Origin of the sequence: Pyxidicoccus fallax (assembly GCF_012933655.1) — a bacterium.
GTDB classification, from domain to species: domain Bacteria; phylum Myxococcota; class Myxococcia; order Myxococcales; family Myxococcaceae; genus Myxococcus; species Myxococcus fallax.
The window spans coordinates 28,769-45,920 of record NZ_JABBJJ010000028.1 but is presented as its reverse complement, the minus strand read 5'-3'; the positions used below and the strand labels follow the sequence as shown (position 1 = coordinate 45,920).

16 protein-coding genes are annotated in these 17,152 nt (G+C 70.7%); 9 read left to right on the top strand and 7 right to left on the bottom strand.

The features are described 5' to 3' along the window. Positions 1–24 precede the first annotated feature (24 nt). Complete coding sequence (locus tag HG543_RS08755; protein WP_169344235.1) at positions 25–1,170, bottom strand: cystathionine gamma-synthase; 1,146 nt, start codon at positions 1,168–1,170, stop codon at positions 25–27. 61 nt (positions 1,171–1,231) lie between these two features. Continuing rightward, a complete protein-coding gene (locus HG543_RS08750; RefSeq protein ID WP_169344234.1) occupies positions 1,232–1,993 on the bottom strand; it encodes a crotonase/enoyl-CoA hydratase family protein in 762 nt (253 codons plus the stop codon). 102 nt (positions 1,994–2,095) lie between these two features. On the opposite strand from HG543_RS08750, the gene HG543_RS08745 reads away from it, so the two are divergent. Beyond that, positions 2,096–3,223, top strand: a complete 1,128-nt coding sequence (locus HG543_RS08745; protein WP_169344233.1) for a hypothetical protein — start codon at positions 2,096–2,098, stop codon at positions 3,221–3,223. 26 nt (positions 3,224–3,249) lie between these two features. Here HG543_RS08745 and HG543_RS08740 read toward each other — a convergent pair whose 3' ends face one another. Then, positions 3,250–4,440 (bottom strand): epoxide hydrolase family protein, encoded by a 1,191-nt coding sequence (locus HG543_RS08740; RefSeq protein ID WP_171817784.1) that lies wholly within the window; start codon positions 4,438–4,440, stop codon positions 3,250–3,252. Between the two features lie 60 nt (positions 4,441–4,500). Between HG543_RS08740 and HG543_RS08735 the strand changes: the two genes are divergently transcribed. After that, entirely contained in the window at positions 4,501–5,286 is a 786-nt protein-coding gene (locus HG543_RS08735; protein WP_246356856.1) for a TetR/AcrR family transcriptional regulator, read from the top strand. Positions 5,287–5,319: 33 nt separating this feature from the next. Here HG543_RS08735 and HG543_RS08730 read toward each other — a convergent pair whose 3' ends face one another. Together HG543_RS08730 and HG543_RS08725 are read right to left on the bottom strand one after the other, a co-directional pair. Further along, a complete protein-coding gene (locus tag HG543_RS08730; protein WP_169344231.1) occupies positions 5,320–5,799 on the bottom strand; it encodes a DUF2147 domain-containing protein in 480 nt (159 codons plus the stop codon). A gap of 181 nt (positions 5,800–5,980) precedes the next feature. Next, positions 5,981–6,670, bottom strand: a complete 690-nt coding sequence (locus HG543_RS08725) for a UdgX family uracil-DNA binding protein (RefSeq protein ID WP_169344230.1) — start codon at positions 6,668–6,670, stop codon at positions 5,981–5,983. Between HG543_RS08725 and HG543_RS08720 the strand changes: the two genes are divergently transcribed. Next, complete coding sequence (locus tag HG543_RS08720; protein WP_246356855.1) at positions 6,669–7,655, top strand: class I SAM-dependent methyltransferase; 987 nt, start codon at positions 6,669–6,671, stop codon at positions 7,653–7,655. The two genes, HG543_RS08725 and HG543_RS08720, sit on opposite strands and share 2 nt — an antisense overlap. Before the next feature lie 32 nt (positions 7,656–7,687). Here the strand turns inward: HG543_RS08720 and HG543_RS08715 are convergent, their stop codons facing one another. After that, positions 7,688–8,884: a DUF7107 domain-containing protein gene (locus HG543_RS08715; protein ID WP_169344228.1), complete on the bottom strand. Its 1,197-nt coding sequence runs from the start codon at positions 8,882–8,884 to the stop codon at positions 7,688–7,690. Positions 8,885–9,187: 303 nt separating this feature from the next. On the opposite strand from HG543_RS08715, the gene HG543_RS08710 reads away from it, so the two are divergent. The 3 genes from HG543_RS08710 (at position 9,188) to HG543_RS08700 (ending at position 12,085) form a co-directional block, all read left to right on the top strand. Further along, positions 9,188–9,781 carry an RNA polymerase sigma factor gene (locus tag HG543_RS08710; protein WP_343073303.1) on the top strand — a complete coding sequence of 198 codons (594 nt, stop codon included), beginning with the start codon at positions 9,188–9,190 and terminating at the stop codon, positions 9,779–9,781. Beyond that, positions 9,768–11,426 (top strand): FecR domain-containing protein, encoded by a 1,659-nt coding sequence (locus HG543_RS08705; RefSeq protein ID WP_169344226.1) that lies wholly within the window; start codon positions 9,768–9,770, stop codon positions 11,424–11,426. Before HG543_RS08710 ends, HG543_RS08705 begins: the two co-directional genes overlap by 14 nt. A gap of 305 nt (positions 11,427–11,731) precedes the next feature. Next, entirely contained in the window at positions 11,732–12,085 is a 354-nt protein-coding gene (locus HG543_RS08700; protein ID WP_169344225.1) for a hypothetical protein, read from the top strand. An 18-nt stretch (positions 12,086–12,103) separates the two neighbouring features. Here the strand turns inward: HG543_RS08700 and HG543_RS08695 are convergent, their stop codons facing one another. After that, positions 12,104–13,291 carry a tRNA-uridine aminocarboxypropyltransferase gene (locus HG543_RS08695; RefSeq protein WP_343073302.1) on the bottom strand — a complete coding sequence of 396 codons (1,188 nt, stop codon included), beginning with the start codon at positions 13,289–13,291 and terminating at the stop codon, positions 12,104–12,106. Between the two features lie 250 nt (positions 13,292–13,541). Here HG543_RS08695 and HG543_RS08690 point away from each other — a divergent pair, with 250 nt between their 5' ends. From HG543_RS08690 to HG543_RS08680, 3 genes are all read left to right on the top strand, one after another. Continuing rightward, on the top strand, positions 13,542–14,696 hold the full coding sequence (locus HG543_RS08690; protein WP_169344224.1) for an alkaline phosphatase PhoX: 1,155 nt from the start codon (positions 13,542–13,544) through the stop codon (positions 14,694–14,696). A gap of 88 nt (positions 14,697–14,784) precedes the next feature. Next, complete coding sequence (locus HG543_RS08685; RefSeq protein ID WP_169344223.1) at positions 14,785–15,549, top strand: 16S rRNA (uracil(1498)-N(3))-methyltransferase; 765 nt, start codon at positions 14,785–14,787, stop codon at positions 15,547–15,549. 34 nt (positions 15,550–15,583) lie between these two features. Further along, complete coding sequence (locus HG543_RS08680; RefSeq protein ID WP_169344222.1) at positions 15,584–17,131, top strand: aminopeptidase P family protein; 1,548 nt, start codon at positions 15,584–15,586, stop codon at positions 17,129–17,131. Positions 17,132–17,152: the final 21 nt, after the last annotated feature.

The following is a 17,152-nucleotide window of genomic DNA, read 5'->3' as shown; positions in this document are numbered from 1 at the left end:
GGGCTGGCTGCCCGGGTGGCTACCTCACTTCACGACGTCGAGCGCCTGGGCGAGGTCGTCGCAGAGGTCCTGCGCGTCCTCGATGCCCACGGACAGGCGGATGAAGCCGTCGGCGATGCCGAGCTTCTCGCGCGTCTCCTTCGGGATGGAGGCGTGGGTCATGATGGCGGGGTGCTCGATGAGCGACTCCACGCCGCCGAGCGACTCGGCGCAGGCGAACACCTTCACCGTCTTGAGGAAGCGGCGCGCGGCCTCCAGGCCCCCGTGGATGTCGAAGGTGAGCATGCCGCCGAAGCCCTTCATCTGCTGGCGGGCGAGCGCGTGCTGCGGGTGCGTCTCCAGGCCCGGGTAGGTGACCTTCTTCACCTTCGGGTGCGTGGAGAGGTACTGCGCCACCTTCATCGCGTTGTGCGCGTGGCGGTCCATGCGCACGTGCAGCGTCTTCACGCCGCGCAGCACGAGGAAGCTGTCGAAGGCGCCGGACACGCCGCCCACGGCGTTCTGCAGGAAGTACATCCGCTCGGCGACGTCATCGCGGCTGGTGCAGGCGAAGCCGCCCACCACGTCGCTGTGGCCGTTGAGGTACTTGGTGGTGGAGTGCGTCACCACGTCGAAGCCGAGGTCCAGCGGGCGCTGGAAGTACGGCGTCATGAAGGTGTTGTCCGCGACGGAGAGGATGTTCCGCTTCTTCGCCACCTCGGCGATGCGCGCCAGGTCGATGAGCTTGAGCATCGGGTTGGTGGGGGACTCGACCCACACCATCTTCGTCTTCGGCGTAATCGCCGCCTCGAAGTTCTCCGGCTTCGACAGGTCGACGAAGGAGAAGTTGAGGCCGAGGCGCTTGAAGACCTTGTCGAAGATGCGGAAGGTGCCGCCGTACACGTCATCCGAGACGACGACGTGGTCCCCCGCGTCCAGCAGGTGCATCAGCGTGTCGGTGGCGGCGAGGCCGGAGGCGAAGGCGGCGCCGTACTTCGCGCCCTCCAGGGCGGCGAGGCAGTCCTGGAGCGCCTTGCGGGTGGGGTTCTGCGTCCGGCTGTACTCGTAGCCCTTGTGCTCCCCGGGCCCGTCCTGGACGTAGGTGGACGTCAGATAGACGGGGGTCATGATGGCGCCCGTCGTGGGGTCCGGCTCCTGGCCGGCATGAATGGCAAGCGTGTCGAAGCGCATGGGCGGGAACTAACACAGCCCTCCGGGCCACGCACCAGGAGCGCCGCCGACCCGCCCTTCCCTACTCGAACTTCCCGTGCCGGCCCGCCCCCCGGGCGAAGCGGGTGGCGCCGCCAATGGACTCGGACTCCAGGACCTGGACGCCGCGGGTGAACTCCTGACGCAGTGCTTCCTCCATGGGCAGGCCCGCCTGCTCATAGGCCGAGATGCGGTCCGCGTTCATGCACGCCTGGGGGAAGGCGGCGACCTCCCGGGCGAGCGCCTCGGCGGCCTCGCGGGCCTGGCCCTTGGGGACCACCCGGTTGACCAGGCCCATGGCCAGTGCCTCCTGGGCCGGTACGGGGCGGCCGGTGAGGATGAGGTCCATGGCGCGCGACAGGCCGATGAGCCGGGGCAGCCGCACGGTGCCGCCGTCGATGAGCGGCACGCCCCAGCGCCGGCAGAAGACGCCGAGCACGGCGTCCTCCTCGGCGACTCGCAGGTCACACCAGAGGGCCAGCTCCAGTCCGCCCGCCACGGCGTGGCCGGAGATGGCCGCGATGACGGGCTTGCTCAGCACCATGCGCGAGGGGCCCATGGGGCCGTCGCCGTCCGGAGCGAGGCGGTTGAGCCGGCCCTCGGAGATGGCCTTGAGGTCGGCGCCCGCGCAGAAGGTGCCGCCCTCGCCGTACAGCACGCCCACGCGCGAGTCCGGGTCCGCGTCGAAGGCGCGGAAGGCGGCGACGAGCTCCTGGGCGGTGGGGCCGTCCACGGCATTGCGCACCTCGGGACGGTGGAGGACCACGGTGGTGATGGGGCCGTTCTTCGCGATGCGCACGCTCATGACGCCACCCTCGCATGGAGCAGCCCGGGCGCACCATCCGACGAAGGTCGGCCCCGTCACGCGGGCCACGGTGCCGCCTCCCTCTCCCAAGGGAGGTCTGCAATGGAAGACGCCGCTCGCTCCGCGGAGCCCATTCCCACGGGAATCCTCTGGGCGAAAATCCAGGACCTGCGATGCACCCTGAGCTTCCTGGAGAGCAGGTCGGCTGCCTCCGAGGACGTGCTGAGCGCCATCCGCCAGTACCGGGAATTTCTGGTCGAGGCGAGCAACTGCATCCAGAAGCGCCGCAGAAGACTCTTCCCGGCCTTGGACAATCCCCGGTTCTGGGGACTCGTCCATCGGGTCCATGAGGGGCTGCTGCTCATCATGCCCATCGACATGCTGGCTTCCGAGGCCCTGTCCGTGGAGTCGCATTTCCGGCGGAACATCCGGGAGCCCATCGCGGCAGCGACGTGGCTGGGGCACGACGGAAAGTCAGGCCCGCTCTGTCAGGCCATCCGTGTCATCTGCAAGGCCGCCGAGGAAGGTTCGAAGTCCTTCGGGGAGGCCCGGCTGGACCATGCCCGGCAGGTCCTGCGCAGCGCCTTGAGTGTGGTGAACAAGCATTCGGACAGGTACTTCCGGCAGCTGACCCTCACCATGTGGATCCGGAGCATGAGCGGCGTCCTGCTCGTGCTCCTGTTCATCCTGGCGGCCATGTTCGAGCTGCCCAGGGAGTTCTACCGATTCATCGACGGAGACACGGGGGGAAGCCCCGAGGGCATCACGATGCTCAGAGACCTGTCCTTCATCCTGCTGGGAGCAGGCGGCGCCATCGCGGCCAACATGCTCTCGGAGGAGCCCGTCGCCACGACCAAGGGCCCCATCTGGAGGCAATTCGTCTACTACCTCTTCATCAAGCCCTCCATGGGCGCCATCGCCGCGTTCGTCTTCTATCTGCTCGCCGTCTCCCAGCTCTTCTTCAGCATCGAGAGCAGGCCCGCGGCGCTTCAGCAGGAGCAGCTCCGCTCCGACCCTCCCGTGCAGATTGTCCTGGGCAGCGACAAGGCCCTGGTCTGCACCTATGCCCTCCTGTTCATCGCGGTGGGCTTCTCGGCCGAGAGACGCCTGGGCCCCGTCATGGACAAGGTGCTGAACAGGCTGGTCGTCATGGCGGAGAAGCACGAGGGCCCGGATGTCATGGCCACGAGCGTGCCACCGCCCACCTCGAGCCCGAGCGGCAGGAGCTGATGAGCGGCCGTGGGGGCCGCGGGCGCTCAGCGGAAGCGGCGGAAGAAGGCGCGCACGTCGCCGGTGAAGAGGTCCGGCTCCTCCATCGCGGCGAACGTCCCGCCCCGGTCGAACTCGGTCCAGTGCACCACGTTCCTGTTCATCCGCTCCGCGAAGCGGCGGATGGGCCGGAGGATGTCCTTGGGGAACACCGCGATTCCAATCGGCGCCGTGGACACCACGACGCTCTCCTTCGCGCCCTCCTCGTCCGGCGTGTCCGGCGTCTCCAGGAACGAGCGCGCCGCCGAGCCCGCCGTGTTGGTGAGCCAGTACAGCATCACGTTGGTGAGGATGCGGTCCCTGCCGATGGCCTCCTCCGGCGTGTGCTCGCAGTCCGTCCACTCCTTCAGCACGCCGACAATCCACGCGAGCTGGCCCACGGGCGAGTCCGCCAGCGAGTACGCCAGCGACTGCGGCCGCGAGGATTGGATCTGCTTGTAGCCGTACAGCTCGCGCAGGTAGTAGCCGCTGAAGGCCAGTCGCTGCTGCTCGACGTCGCTCAGCCCCTCGAACTCGGCGGGGTCTCCGGACGGGAAGGTGATGAACCCGTTCCCATGCACGCCGATGACATGCTCGGGGTCCACCAGGCTCAGCTCGCGCGAAATCCACGAGCCCCAGTCCCCACCCTGCGCCCCGTACCGCGCATAGCCGAGCCGGCGCATCAGCTCCGCCCACGCGCGGGCGATGCGCTTCACGTCCCACCCCGCATCGCGCGTCGGCCCGGAGAACCCGTAGCCCGGCAGTGACGGAATCACCAGGTGGAACGCGTCCGCCGGGTTGCCCCCGTGCGCGCGCGGATTCGTCAGCGGGCCGATGACGTCCAGGTACTCCACCACCGAGCTGGGCCAGCCATGCGTGACGATGAGCGGCACCGCGTGCGGCTCCGGTGAGCGCACGTGGAGGAAGTGGATGTCCTGCCCGTCAATCGGGGTGGTGAACTGCGGGAGCGCGTTGAGCCGCGCCTCGTGCTCGCGCCAGTCGTAGGTGGTGCGCCAGTACTCGACCAGCTCCTTCAGGTAGCCGAGCGGCGGGCCCAGGGACCAGCCGGCGCCGGGCAGCTCGTCCGGCCAGCGCGTGCGGGACAGCCGCTCGCGCAGGTCCTCCAGGTCGGCCTGGGGGATGTCGATACGGAACGGCCGCAACGTCTTCGTCTCGTCCAGGGGCGTCGGCAGGCTCATTCCGTACGCTGTACCGTACACCGTACGGAAGGGTCAAGGACCCGTAGGATGCCGGGCCTCATGACGGAGTACAGCGGACGCGGAGACCCCGCGCGCAGCCTCGCGCTGCTGTGGCGGACGAAGACCCAGGAGCCGTCGAGCCGCAGGGGCAAGCCCGAGCTGAGCGTGGACCGCATCGTGCGGGTGGCCATCGAGGTCGCCGACGCGGAGGGGCTCGCCGCGGTGTCCATGCGGCGGGTGGCCGACGCGCTCAAGGTCGGCACCATGTCGCTGTACACGTACGTGCCCGGCAAGGCCGAGCTCATCGACGTGATGCTCGACTCGGTCCACGGCGAGGTGGAAAGGCCCGAGGAAGCGGACACGGGCTGGAGGGCCCGTCTGGAGCGCGTCGCCCGGCGCAACTGGGAGCTGTACCGCCGCCACCCGTGGCTGCTTCAGATTGCCACCAGCCGCCCGGTGATGGGGCCGAACACCATCGCCAAGTACGACCACGAATTGCGCGCCGTCGAGGGCATCGGCCTCACGGACGTGGAGATGGACTCGGTGCTCAGCCTCGTCCTGGGCCACGTGGAGGGCGCGGCGCGGCGGGCGCTGGAGTCCGCCCAGGCCGAGCAGCAGACGGGCATGAGCCACGAGCAGTGGTGGCGCGCCCATGCTCCATTGCTGGAGAAGGTCTTCGACGCCAGCCGCCATCCCACGGCGGCGCGGGTCGGCGCGGCGGCGGGCGAGGCGTACGGCGCCGCCGTGGAGCCCGAGCACGCCTTCGAGTTCGGGCTGCAGCGGGTGCTCGACGGCATCGAGGTGCTCATCGAGCGGCGCACGGCGAAGCCCGGGCGGAGGAGGTAGCGCCCTCCCCCGCCGGGCTTTGGCCGCGGCGGACTACTGCTGCTGCGTCTGCGCCGGCTGCTGCTCTTCCGCGCGGACCCAGTGCTGGGTGCGGCCGAGCATCGGCGTGCCGATGTAGCCGCGCACCTTCAGCTTCTTGCCCTTGTCCTCGACGGCAATCTTGCACTTGTAGGTCTTGCCATTCTTCGGGTCGAGGATGGAGCCACCCGTCCACTCGTCATCGTCCTTCTTGAGGTCGCGCATGATGACCATCCCGATGATGGGCTTGTTCTTCAGCGCGCCCTCGCACTTCTCGCAGACGGGGTCCGGCTTCTCGTTGGGCTCCAGGAAGAGCTTCTCGATCTTCCCGAAGAGCTTGCCGTTCTCCTCGTAGATGGCGATGACGGACTTGGGCTTCTTCGTCTCGTCATCGATGGTGGTCCAGCGCCCCACCGGGGTCGCCTCCTGTGCCAGGGAGCTCGTGGCGAACAGCACGGTCAGCGTGGCCAGTCCCAACCAACGGCTTGCACTCATTCTGAGGTCCTCCTGCGCGGGGTCATGTGCGGAGAGACGTCCGGGCGACGTTTCTCTTCACTCGGCGCGGAAGCCTACCCTGGCTGATTCGGGAATCGGAGAAGACATGGCGCACCGCGTGCGTGACCCGGCTTCCGGTCATGACGCACTGCGCATGGTGGCGTGGCCGCGGCCCTACCGTTCACATCGGCGCGTGCGCGTCCTCGTGCGCCTTCGCGCCCCGGCCGTGGATGAGCCGCGCCACGACGCGCAGGTCGTCGATGAACGCGGCGAGCTGCGCCTCGCGCGCCTCCGGGTCCGGCGCGCGGAGGATGGAGGACGGATGCACCGTGGCCACCACCACCTGGGCCTGGTCGGACGGCATGGGCCGGCCGCGCGACTGCGTCACCCGGAAGTCCTTGCCCAGCAGCGCCTGCGCCGCCGTGGCGCCCAGGCACACGATGACGTCCGGGCGGAACACGCGAATTTCCGCCTCCAGCCAGGGCAGGCAGGCGCGAATCTCCGTCGTGTTCGGCTTCGCGTGGATGCGGCGCTTCCCCTCCCCGGTCCACTTGAAGTGCTTCACCGTATTGGTGACGTACACCTGCGAGCGGTCGATGCCGGCCGCCTCCAGCGCCTCGTCCAGCAGCCGGCCGGACGGGCCCACGAAGGGCTTCCCCGCGCGGTCCTCCTGGTCCCCCGGCTGCTCCCCCACCAGCATGACGCGGGGGCCGGGATGGGGCCTGCCGGCGGGCTCGCCGAAGACCGTCTGCGTGCCCGTCTTCCAAAGAGGACACGCCTGACAGCCGGAAGCCGCCTTTCGGAGCTTGTCGTACGTCGGAGACTCGGGAATGAGAGGGGCGGCGGTCTGGACGGGAGGACGCTTGGGCATGGCTGATTCAGAAGGTAACCACGACACGCAAGAGGCACCCGACCCGGCGGGTATGTTCGCCAACCGCCTCCGCAAGGGGGTGAAGCGCTTCCGCAAGTGGGCCCGCGCCCAGGGGCTGACGGCCTGGCGCGTCTATGACCGGGACATTCCCGAGTACCCCTACGCCGTGGACGTCTACGGCGACTGCGCCCACGTGGTGGAGTACCCGCGCCGCCGCGCCCTCAAGTCCGGCACGGCGGAGACGCAGCGCGAGGAGGTGCTCGCCGCGGTGACGGAGGTGCTGGGCGTCCCTCCGGAGCGCATCTTCGTGAAGACGCACACCCCCCAGCCGTGGGGCCGCTCGCAGTACGGCCGGGTGGGCCAGGGCAGCGGACGCATCGTGGTGGAGGAGCAGGGCCTGAAGTTCTGGGTGAACCTGGGCGACTACCTCGACACCGGCCTCTTCATGGACCACCGCAACACCCGCGCGCGGGTGCGCTCGGAGGCGAAGGGCAAGCGCTTCCTCAACCTCTTCGCGTACACGGGGGCCTTCACCGTCTACGCCGCCGCCGGAGGGGCCGCGCGCACCACGACGGTGGACCTGTCCAACACGTACCTCGACTGGGCCGAGGACAACCTGGACCTGAACGGGCTCGCCGACGCGCGGCACGTGCTCATCCGCGCGGACGCCAAGGCGTGGGTGGAGGCGCAGGCCGAAGGGCCGGACCGCTACGATTTGGTGGTCTGCGACCCGCCGTCCTTCTCCACGTCGAAGAAGATGACGGGCAGCTTCAACGTGCAGCGAGACCACCCGCGCCTGCTCGCGGCCATCCGGGCGCTGCTCGCGCCCGGCGGCATCCTCTACTTCTCCACCAACTTCCTCGGCTTCGAGCTCACCGAGTCCGCGACGCGGGGAATGGACGTGGAGGAAATCACCCCCGGCTCCATCCCCGAGGACTTCCAGCGGAAGGAAATCCACCGCTGCTGGCGGATGGTGGCGCCCTGAGGTGAGGCCCGGGCGCCACCGGGGTGCCCGCGCTACAGCCAGCAGACGTTGTCGAGGCAGCGCTCGCCGGCGGGGCACTCGCAGTTGGCCACGCAGGACTGGCCGCTGCCCTGGTTCACCGGCTTGCAGAGCCCTTCCGTGCAGACCTGGCCGGAGGGGCACTCGCAGTTGGCGCGGCACACCGGCGAGGTGCCCGCGTCCGCCGGGGGCGGAGGCGTGGGCGCCTTGCAGTAGCCGCTGGTGCACACCTGACCGGAGGGGCAGTCACAGTTGGCGTTGCACGCGGTGCCCGTGCCCGCGTCCGGGGGCGGGGGCGGAGGCGTAGGCGACTTGCAGTAGCCATTGGTGCACACCTGTCCCGAGGGGCAGTCGCAGTTGGCCACGCACGTCTGGCCCGGGTCCGGCTGCGTGGAGCGGCACTGGCCGTTGGTGCAGACCTGGCCGGCGGGGCACTCGCAGTTGGCGCGGCACTCGCCCCCGCTCGGAATGGGCATGCAGTAGCCAATCTGGCAGGTGTAGTCGGTCGGGCACTCGGTGGTGGAGTCGCAGGAGGCGCGGCACTGGCCGTCCACGCAGTCCTTGCCGGACGGGCAGTCATACGCGGTGGTGCAGGCGTTCGGGTCCGGCGGGCGCGGGCGGCACACGCCCTGGACGCACGCCTCGGTGGAGGAGCACTGCGCGTCCGTCGAGCAGCCGTGGAGGCACTGGTTGTTGATGCAGTAGTTGCCCGAGCCGCAGTCCGCGTTCACACGGCACGCGGAAGTCGGACCGCCGTCGGTGCCGGAGTCGGGGCGCGTGCCACCGTCGGTGCCGGAGTCGGGGCGCGTGCCGCCGTCGGTGCCGGAGTCGGGGCGCGTGCCGCCGTCGGTGCCGGAGTCGGGGCGCGTGCCGCCGTCACTGGAGCCAGTGGGCGTGCAGAAGTGGTTCTGGCAACGGCTGCCCGAGGCGCACTCCGAATCCCGGCGGCAGGGCTGGTTGCACACCGAGTTGATGCAGATCTCGCCCGAGTCACAGTCGCTGGACGACAGGCAGTTCTGCGCGTCCGGGTCGATGTTCCGACACGAGCCCGAGCGGCAGATCTGTCCGTCGTGACAGTCCGCCGTGCTCTCGCAGTAGTCGTAGTCGTAGTCGTCGTAGTCGTCCTTCTCGTGGATGATGCAACCCGAGAGGGTGGCTCCGAGCAGCACGACAAGCGGCAATAGCCAGCCGCGGGCAGGGGTGTTCCTCATGAGTGGGGACTCCGAGAAAACTGGGGGACCGGTCCGGCCACCGGGTGAGTTATCCGGTTTCAGCGTCGTAGGACGCCGAGGACGTGACGGGTGATCAAAAATAATTTTTGATCGTCTTCCGTCGCCTCGGCGACCCAGGCACACGGAGGTAGTGTGCTGGCCTGGACCTTTCACATGGACAGCGGGGCGCTGCTCGGTGGGACCGGCTCGACGCGCGCCCCTAAGGGAGAGCCCCCGGTGTCGTTCCGCGGCGTCCGGTCACTGGCAGAGGTTCCCGCGCCCGGGGAGCGCCAGGAGCGGGACGTGCCCGGGGGCGGTGACGAGCCGCGGTTGCAGCTGCTGGTCCGCCGGGTCCAGGAGGGAGACCTCACCGCCTTCGATCAGCTCTACGCGCTGACGCGGTCGGATGCCGCGCGCACGCTGCGGCACCTGGTGGGCAACCGGGTGGAGGTGGAGGACCTGCTCCAGGAGACGTACCTGCGGCTTCTGACGGCGGTGAAGGGCTACCGGGGCGAGTCGCGCTTCCGGACGTTCTTCTACCGGGTGTGCTCGAATGTGGCGCTGTCGCACCTGCGCTGGAAGCGGCGGAGGCCGGAGGACCCGTTCGCGGAGCCGCCGGACCAGGAGGCGCACGGGGAGGACCCGGAGCGCGCCGCCCAGCGGCGTCAGGCGGCGCGGTTGGTGGAGTTGGCGCTGGAGCGGCTGAAGCCGAAGAAGCGCATCGTCTTCGTGTACTACGAGCTGTGTGGGATGAGTCCGGATGAGATTGCCGAGTCCGTGGGAAGCTCGGTGAATACTGTTCGCAGCCGCCTGCACCACGCGCGACTGGAGTTCAACGAGGCCATGCAGCGACTGCTCGTCACCCGCGACCCTGGAGGTCCCCATGGCGCGCCATGAGGTCCAGGCACTGTGGGCGCTCGCGGCGGACGAGCTCGGGGCGGGAGACCGGGCGCGCGTGGAGCTGCATGTCGCCGGGTGCGAGTCGTGCGCGCGCGAGCTGGAGCGGGTGAGGCGGTCGCGCGCGGTGCTGCACGAGGCGCGCGCGGTGGAGCCGGAGGTGCGCTGGGCGCGGGTGGACGCGGGGCTCCGGGAAGCGGTGGCGCGGAAGCTGGCGCAGCCGCCCCGGGCGCGGCTGCCGTGGGTCATGGCGTTCGCCGGGGCGTGCGCGGCGATGCTCGGGTTCTGGATGCTGCGGGTGCCGGAGGCGGCTCCGGGCGCGGAGGTGGTGGCGGAGCGTACGGGGGCGGGCTCCGGCAGCGGCGTGTTGGATGCGGCGGCCACTGCCCAGGCGGAGGGTGAGCCCACCGTGGACGGTGTTCCCGCGGCGACGGGCGCCACCGCCCAGGCGGAGCGGGTCGCGGGCGCGGTGCTGCGGGAGGCCGGTGGCGCGGAGCGGACGCTGGAGGCGGGCACGAAGCTGCGCTCGGGCGTGGCGGTCCGGACGCCCACGCGGTCCACGGCGCTGCTGCGGCTGCCGGACGCGAGCCGTGTGCGGCTGTCCTCGGGCTCGGAGGTGGAGTTGTCGAAGGCGGAGGCGCGCGATGTCCACCTGACGGTGCGGCAGGGCCGGCTGTCGGTGCAGGCGTCCCACGCGGAGCGGCGCGGGTTCCTGGTGGAGGCCGCGGGCCTGCGCGTGTCCGTGGTGGGCACGGTCTTCACGGTGGAGCGGACGGAGCACGGCGCGGCGGTGGCCGTGGCGGAGGGCCGGGTCCGCGTGGAGGTGGACGGTCAGCCCGCGCTGCTGGTGAGCGCCGGGGAGCGGGTGGAGCTGAACGCGAACGAGAAGACGCTGAAGCACCAGCCGGTGTCCGTGCCGGACCAGCGGGCCTTCGAGGAGCTGAACGAGTCGGGGCCGCTGCCGGGTGAGGTGGTGCCCACGGCCGCGACCACGCCGGCCGCCGGGACCGCCACGCTGCCGGCGGTAGCGCGGGCGACGCAGGCTCCGGCCGCGGTGAAGCCCGCGGTGCTGGAGCGCCGGACGCAGGTGGCTTTGGCGGCGCCGCGCACGCCGCCGGTCCCACCAGAGCCCATCATCCAGCCGGTGGAGCCTCCTGCTCCCGCGCAGGCGCTGGCCACGACTCCTCCGGCCGCGCCGATGAAGGTGGCCACCGTGCCCGCCGGAGCGGAGCCGGACGAGGAGTTCGCGCCCTACCCCGTCGAGTCCGTGACGACGCAGCTGCCGCCGAAGACTGCCTCCGAACCCGCGCCGCCCGTCGCGGTGGCGGAGCCGCCAAAGCGGCCCAAGGAGAAGCAGCCGCTGATTCCGATGGCGCTGCTGTCGAAGGACGCGGACGAGCGGTTCCTCGGGTACGCGCGGCTGCAGTTGAGCCCCCGCACCTGCGAGAGCTTCCTCGTGGGCCTGGAGGAGATTGCCCGGAAGAGCCCGCGCGCGAGCCACCGCGAGCAGGCGCGCTACCTGCGCGCGCGCTGCTTCGAGGAGAAGCTCCAGCCGAAGGCCGCCCAGGGTGAGTACCGCCAGTACCTCAACGAGTTCCCCCGGGGCCGCTACGTGCACGAGGCCCGGACCGCGCTGTTGCCTTGAGTCACGTGCGCTGCCTGCATCCGGGCGGCTCCATCCGGTCTGCTCGCGCCCGTACGGCCGGTTCAGACGCGATGGGGCCGGCCGGCGGATGCGGATGACACGGCTCACCGTCGCGCGGAGGCCGGCTGGCGGTGTGGCGCTGGGAGGTGTTATCGCATGAGGCCATGCGACACCTCTTCGCGCCGCTTGCCGGCCCCGCGCTGCTCTTCCCGCTGCTGCTGTGCGGGTGTGCGGGCTCTCCGTCACGAGGTGCGACGACAATCACGGGAGAGCCCGGGGATGCTCACCGGCGGCAAAGGAGCCTCGTGAACCACGACGATTCACACCTCGGACGAGCCGAGGCGCTGGTGCGCCGCGGCGCAGGCGGCGAAGAGGTCCTGCCGGCCGAGCCGGCTCCTTCTGTCCGGGACATCGGCGCCCGAGCGGGTTTCGGCCGGGCCTGGACGTCGACCTCGGTCCGAGCGTCTGTCTACCTGTTCGACAGCCATGACGAAGCGAGTGCGGCGGAGGCCCAGCTGGAGGCCCAGGCGCCCGCGGGCCGGCAGGTCGCCGGAACGGTCAACGGGCCCTTGCTCTTGTGGGCGACCGCCGATGCGACGGACGAGGCTGGCGAGGCAGTCATCGAGAGGCTGCTCTCCTCATTCGCTGGCGACGAGTGAAGCGGCCCCGGTTCCGATTCAGCCGCCCGTCCCCGTCCGGGGCAGCTTCTGCGGCGGCTCCGTGGCATTGCCGCGCGCCACCAGTTCACGCACCACGGACTCCAGCGCGCGGATGCGCCGGCCCGCGCGTCCCGGGGCCCACAGCGGGAGGTCCGGCCCCTTCAGCAACTCAGCGGCCTGCTCCACCCCACCCGCCTTGCCCTTCAGCGCCCGCGCCGTGGCCAGCCGCACGTTATGCGCCTTCCGCCGGGTGACGCCTCCGGCCCACAGCAGGTCCAGGGCGAACGTCGTCCACACCGCCAGCTCATCGTCTGGCCGCAGGAACGCCTCGAACCGCGCGAGCGCATCCGCCCGGCGCTCTCCCGCGAGCAGCGTCGCCTCCGGCAGCTCCACGTGCAGCGGCGTGCTGCGCGCCAGCTCCAGCTCGGGCGCCAGGATGGCCTCGAAGCGCTCCCCCGTCGCCGGGCGGCACGCCACCGCGTGCACCAGCTCGGAAGGAATGTTCGTTCCATCCGGATGCGCGTTGGCCTCGCCGTAGAAGAGCACGAGGTTCTCGTAGCTCTCCGCCAGCTCGCGCAGCTCCAGCGGCGGACGCCACGGCCCGAAGTAGATGCGCCGCCGGTTCGGCGACGTCCGCGTCGACTGCCGGTCGAGCTGCGTGTCCACCATGTACTCGAACGCCTTCAGCATCGTGTCGAAGCGCGCCGAGTCGCCCTCCAGGATGCCCAGGATTTCCACCACCGCCTCGATGGTGGACACGCAGTGGTCCGCCGGCTCGGAGCGGATGCGGTAGTTGCTCGGCCGGCGCGGCACGAAGCCGATGCGCGGCAGCCCGGCGAGCACCGGGTTGCGCGTGACAATCTTCCGCGCCTGCGGCCACGTGCCGTCCACGACGATGAGCGTCTCCGGCGGGCGCCCGCGCGCTTCCTCCACGCTGATGGCCTCCTCGCCCGGGAAGAGCACGGCCACCGACTCCGGCCGCTTCGCCAGCTCCTCCAGGCGCGCGTGGCCCGTGAAGTCCACGCCCTCGTGCAGCTCCGAGTTGCTCAGCGCCAGGTGCGCCATGCGCGCGGTGCCAATGGCCACCTTCCGCTCACGGGGGTGCTGGAGGAAGACGACGCGGGTCTTGGTCTCCAGCTGGGGCGGCAGTTGCGCGCAGTAGCACGCGCTCTCGGGACGGCGGCAGCGAAGGCACAGGGAACGCACGTTCCAGGCTTTACGGTACGCCCCCGGGCGGGGCAAGCACTGCCGACACGCCGGGAGCACCCCGGCCGGCCGGGCAGGCCCCGGGCCGTCCATCCAGGGGGCGTTGCAGCCCCCCTGCCGCCTTTCCAGTCCGCTCGGACCCGTCACCGGGCCTCGACCATTTCGTCAGCCACTCCTGACCGGGTGTTGACGATGCCCGCGCGGCGGAAGCGGAAGGCTCCGCCCTCCCTGACGAACGGGAGGAATCCGCATGCGCTTGAATCGTCGTCACTTCCTTCACCTCTCCGCGGTGGGCAGCGGTGCCCTGGTGCTGGGCCCCGGCTTCTGGAAGAAGGCCTACGCGGCGCCGGCCCTGCCCGGTCCGAGCCCCTACGGCGCCATCTCCGGCTCGCCGGATGCCCAGGGCGTGCGGCTTCCGGCGGGCTTCGCCTCGCGCATCATCGCGCGCACGGGCGAGGTGGTTCCGGGCACGGGCTACACGTGGCACGGCAGCCCGGACGGTGGCGCCTGCTTCGCCACGGGTGACGGCGGCTGGGTCTACACGTCCAACAGCGAGCTGCCCCTGGGCGGCGGCGCGTCCGCGGTGCGCTTCGACGGTGGCGGCACCATGGTGTCCGCGTACCGCATCCTCGGCAACACCGTGAGCAACTGCGCCGGTGGGCCCACGCCGTGGAACACGTGGCTGTCCTGCGAGGAGTGGGACGGAGGCCATGTCTGGGAATGCGACCCGTACAATTCCTCGCAGGGCGTGCGACGCAAGGCGCTGGGCACCTTCGCGCACGAGGCCGTGGCGGTGGACCCGGAGGGCCGGCGGCTGTACCTGACGGAGGACCGCTCCAACGGGCGCTTCTACCGCTTCACCCCGTCCAGCTGGCCGTCGCTGGAGTCCGGCACCCTGGAGGCCGCGCGCATCTCCGGTGACGCGCTGGCGGGCACCGCCACGCTGAGCTGGCACAAGGTGTCCGCGTCGGTGCCCGCGTGGCTCCAGCTCTCCGCGCTGTGGACCTCCGCCTTCGACGGCGGCGAGGGCTGCTGGTACGACAGCGGCGTCGTCTACTTCACCACGAAGGGCGACAACCGCGTGTGGGCCCATACGCCGGCCACGGGGAAGCTGGAAATCATCTACGACGACGGCCTGCACCCGGACTCGCCGCTCACGGGCGTGGACAACGTCACGGTGTCGCGCTCGGGCGACCTCTACGTGGCCGAGGACGGCGGCGACCTCCAAATCTGCATCATCACCCCGGACCGGGTGGTGGCGCCGTTCCTCCAGCTCGAGGGCCACGCCGGCTCGGAAATCACCGGCCCCGCGTTCAGCCCGGACGGGCGCAGGCTCTACTTCAGCTCGCAGCGCGGCACGAACGGCCGCGGCGTCACCTTCGAGGTGACGGGGCCCTTCCGCTGAGCCTCCGCCCGGGCGCGGCCGGGTACCACGCCGTGCACGGGCCGAGAATGTCCCCCAATGCGCCCAGGTGACGGGGTACAGAGAGCGAGTGAACCTGCTGCTGCTCTTCGATGAGGACTTCCTCCCGGACGGCACCGCGCGCCTCACCGGGCGCCGGGCCCAGCACGCGCGCGAGGTGCTGCGCGCCGAGCCGGGCGAGTCCCTGCGCGTGGGCCGGCTCGGGGGCCTGACCGGCACCGGCGAGGTGCTGGAGAACAGCGCCGGGGTGCTGCACCTGCGCGTCTCCCTCTCCGAGCCCCCGCCCCCACGAGCGGGCGTGGACCTGCTGCTCGCCATTCCGCGCCCCAAGGCGCTGAAGAAGGTGCTGCCCGCGGTGGCCTCGCTCGGCGTGGACCGGGTGGTGCTCGTCAACGCGGCCCGCGTGGAGAAGAGCTACTTCGACTCCAAGGTGCTCGACGAGGCCTTCGTCCGCGAATTGCTCATCCAGGGCCTGGAGCAGGCCCGCGACACGCACCTGCCGGAGGTCCTGGTGCGCGAGCGCTTCCGCCCCTTCGTCGAGGACGAGGCCGACGCCCTCTTCGGCCCCACGGCCGTCCGGCTGCTCCCCCACCCGCCCGCGAGCCAGCCGCTGCGCGCGACGGGAGCGGACACCGCCGAGCGGGTGGTGCTGGCCATCGGTCCGGACGGGGGCTGGGTTCCCTTCGAGGCCCAACTACTGGAGGCGCACGGCTTCCGCCCCTTCTCCCTGGGCCCGCGCATCCTCCGGGTGGAGACGGCCGTGCCCGTCCTCCTGGGGCAGGTCGCCCTTCTGCGAGAGGACACCGCCCCGCGTCATCAGCCATCTCGGGCTTGAAGGGCCGCCGGGCGTTGTTCAAGAGTCACACGCCATGGCCACGTCCAACCCTTCCGCCACCTCCACCGTCGCCGACGGCACCGTGCAGCCCGCCATCGGTGAGCAGCAGCCCCTCGTCACCTCGGAGCCGCAGGCCCCCCAGGCCGCGCCCGCGAAGCCCGCCAGCCACGACACGGTGCCGCCCCCGGCCCTGCTCGACTTCATGATGAAGCGCTGGAAGCCGCAGGCGAAGAAGCTGCCGCCGAAGCTCAAGAACGCCGCCGCGTTCCGCGCCCGCCGCAAGGCGCTCTCCAAGCTGTTTCCCGGCGAGACGCTCATCATCCCCACCGGCCACGAGAAGGTGCGCGCCAACGACACCTACTACCGCTTCCGGCCGGGCACCGACTTCTACTACCTCTCCGGCAACATGGAGCCGGACTGCGTCCTCGTCCTCCAGCCCAAGGAGGGGGGCGGCCACACGGACATCCTCTTCGTGGAGCCCAACCCGGGCCGCAGCGACGCCACCTTCTTCACGGACCGCCGCAAGGGTGAGCTGTGGGAGGGCCCGCGCCTGGGCGTGCCGGAGAGCAAGGCCCGCTACGCCGTGGACGAGGCGCGCGGCCTCAACGAGCTGACGAGCTACCTCTCCGGCCTCAGCGGCGCGGTGAGCCGCCCCACGCGCGTGCTGCGTGGCTACTCGCCCATGGTGGACACCACGGTGTCCGAGGGCGGCGAGCGCGACAAGCAGCTGGCCCAGGCGCTGTCGGAGATGCGGCTGCTCAAGGACGCGCAGGAACTGAGCGAGCTGCAGGCCTCCATCGACTCCACCCATCGCGGCTTCGAGGACGTCATCCGCGGCCTGAAGACGGCGAAGACGGAGCGCTACGTGGAGGGCATCTTCAACCTCCGCGCCCGCGTGGAGGGCAACGACGTGGGCTACAACACCATCGCCGCCAGCGGCGCGCACGCGTGCGTGCTGCACTGGCGCCACAACGACGGCCCGCTGGTGCCCGGCGACCTGCTGCTGCTGGACGCGGGCGTCGAGGGACAGACGCTCTACACCGCGGACATCACCCGCACGCTGCCCATCTCCGGGAAGTTCTCCAAGGAGCAGCGCGAAATCTACGAGCTGGTGCTGGAGGCGCAGACGCAGGCCATCAAGGCCGTGAAGCCGGGCAACGACTTCATGGAGCCCAACCGCGTGGCCATGCGCGTGCTCGCCGAAGGCCTGGAGGCGCTGGGCATCCTCGAGGACGCGGAGGACGCGCTCAAGGACGAGCACCAGTTCTACAAGCGCTACTCGCTGCACAACGTCAGCCACATGCTGGGCCTGGACGTGCACGACTGCGCGCAGGCCCGGCAGGAGGCGTACAAGTACGGCAAGCTCCAGCCGGGCATGGTGCTGACGGTGGAGCCCGGCCTGTACTTCCAGCCGGACGACCTCACCGTGCCCAAGCGCTACCGCGGCATCGGCGTGCGCATCGAGGATGACGTCGTCGTCACCGAGCGCGGCTGCAAGGTGCTCTCCGCGAAGATTCCGCGCGAGGCCAGGGACGTGGAGGCGTGGATGAAGTCCGTGTGGAAGGCCGCCAAGAAGAAGTAGGCGGCCTTCCGAAGGGACGGT

What these genes read in the sequence shown, in the direction of transcription:
- HG543_RS08755 (WP_169344235.1), bottom strand. Translation starts at nt 1,170, where the DNA reads ATGCGCTTCGACACGCTTGCCATTCATGCCGGCCAGGAGCCGGACCCC.
- HG543_RS08750 (WP_169344234.1), bottom strand. Translation starts at nt 1,993, where the DNA reads ATGAGCGTGCGCATCGCGAAGAACGGCCCCATCACCACCGTGGTCCTC.
- HG543_RS08745 (WP_169344233.1), top strand. Translation starts at nt 2,096, where the DNA reads ATGGAAGACGCCGCTCGCTCCGCGGAGCCCATTCCCACGGGAATCCTC.
- HG543_RS08740 (WP_171817784.1), bottom strand. Translation starts at nt 4,440, where the DNA reads ATGAGCCTGCCGACGCCCCTGGACGAGACGAAGACGTTGCGGCCGTTC.
- HG543_RS08735 (WP_246356856.1), top strand. Translation starts at nt 4,501, where the DNA reads ATGACGGAGTACAGCGGACGCGGAGACCCCGCGCGCAGCCTCGCGCTG.
- HG543_RS08730 (WP_169344231.1), bottom strand. Translation starts at nt 5,799, where the DNA reads ATGAGTGCAAGCCGTTGGTTGGGACTGGCCACGCTGACCGTGCTGTTC.
- HG543_RS08720 (WP_246356855.1), top strand. Translation starts at nt 6,669, where the DNA reads ATGGCTGATTCAGAAGGTAACCACGACACGCAAGAGGCACCCGACCCG.
- HG543_RS08725 (WP_169344230.1), bottom strand. Translation starts at nt 6,670, where the DNA reads ATGCCCAAGCGTCCTCCCGTCCAGACCGCCGCCCCTCTCATTCCCGAG.
- HG543_RS08715 (WP_169344228.1), bottom strand. Translation starts at nt 8,884, where the DNA reads ATGAGGAACACCCCTGCCCGCGGCTGGCTATTGCCGCTTGTCGTGCTG.
- HG543_RS08705 (WP_169344226.1), top strand. Translation starts at nt 9,768, where the DNA reads ATGGCGCGCCATGAGGTCCAGGCACTGTGGGCGCTCGCGGCGGACGAG.
- HG543_RS08690 (WP_169344224.1), top strand. Translation starts at nt 13,542, where the DNA reads ATGCGCTTGAATCGTCGTCACTTCCTTCACCTCTCCGCGGTGGGCAGC.
- HG543_RS08680 (WP_169344222.1), top strand. Translation starts at nt 15,584, where the DNA reads ATGGCCACGTCCAACCCTTCCGCCACCTCCACCGTCGCCGACGGCACC.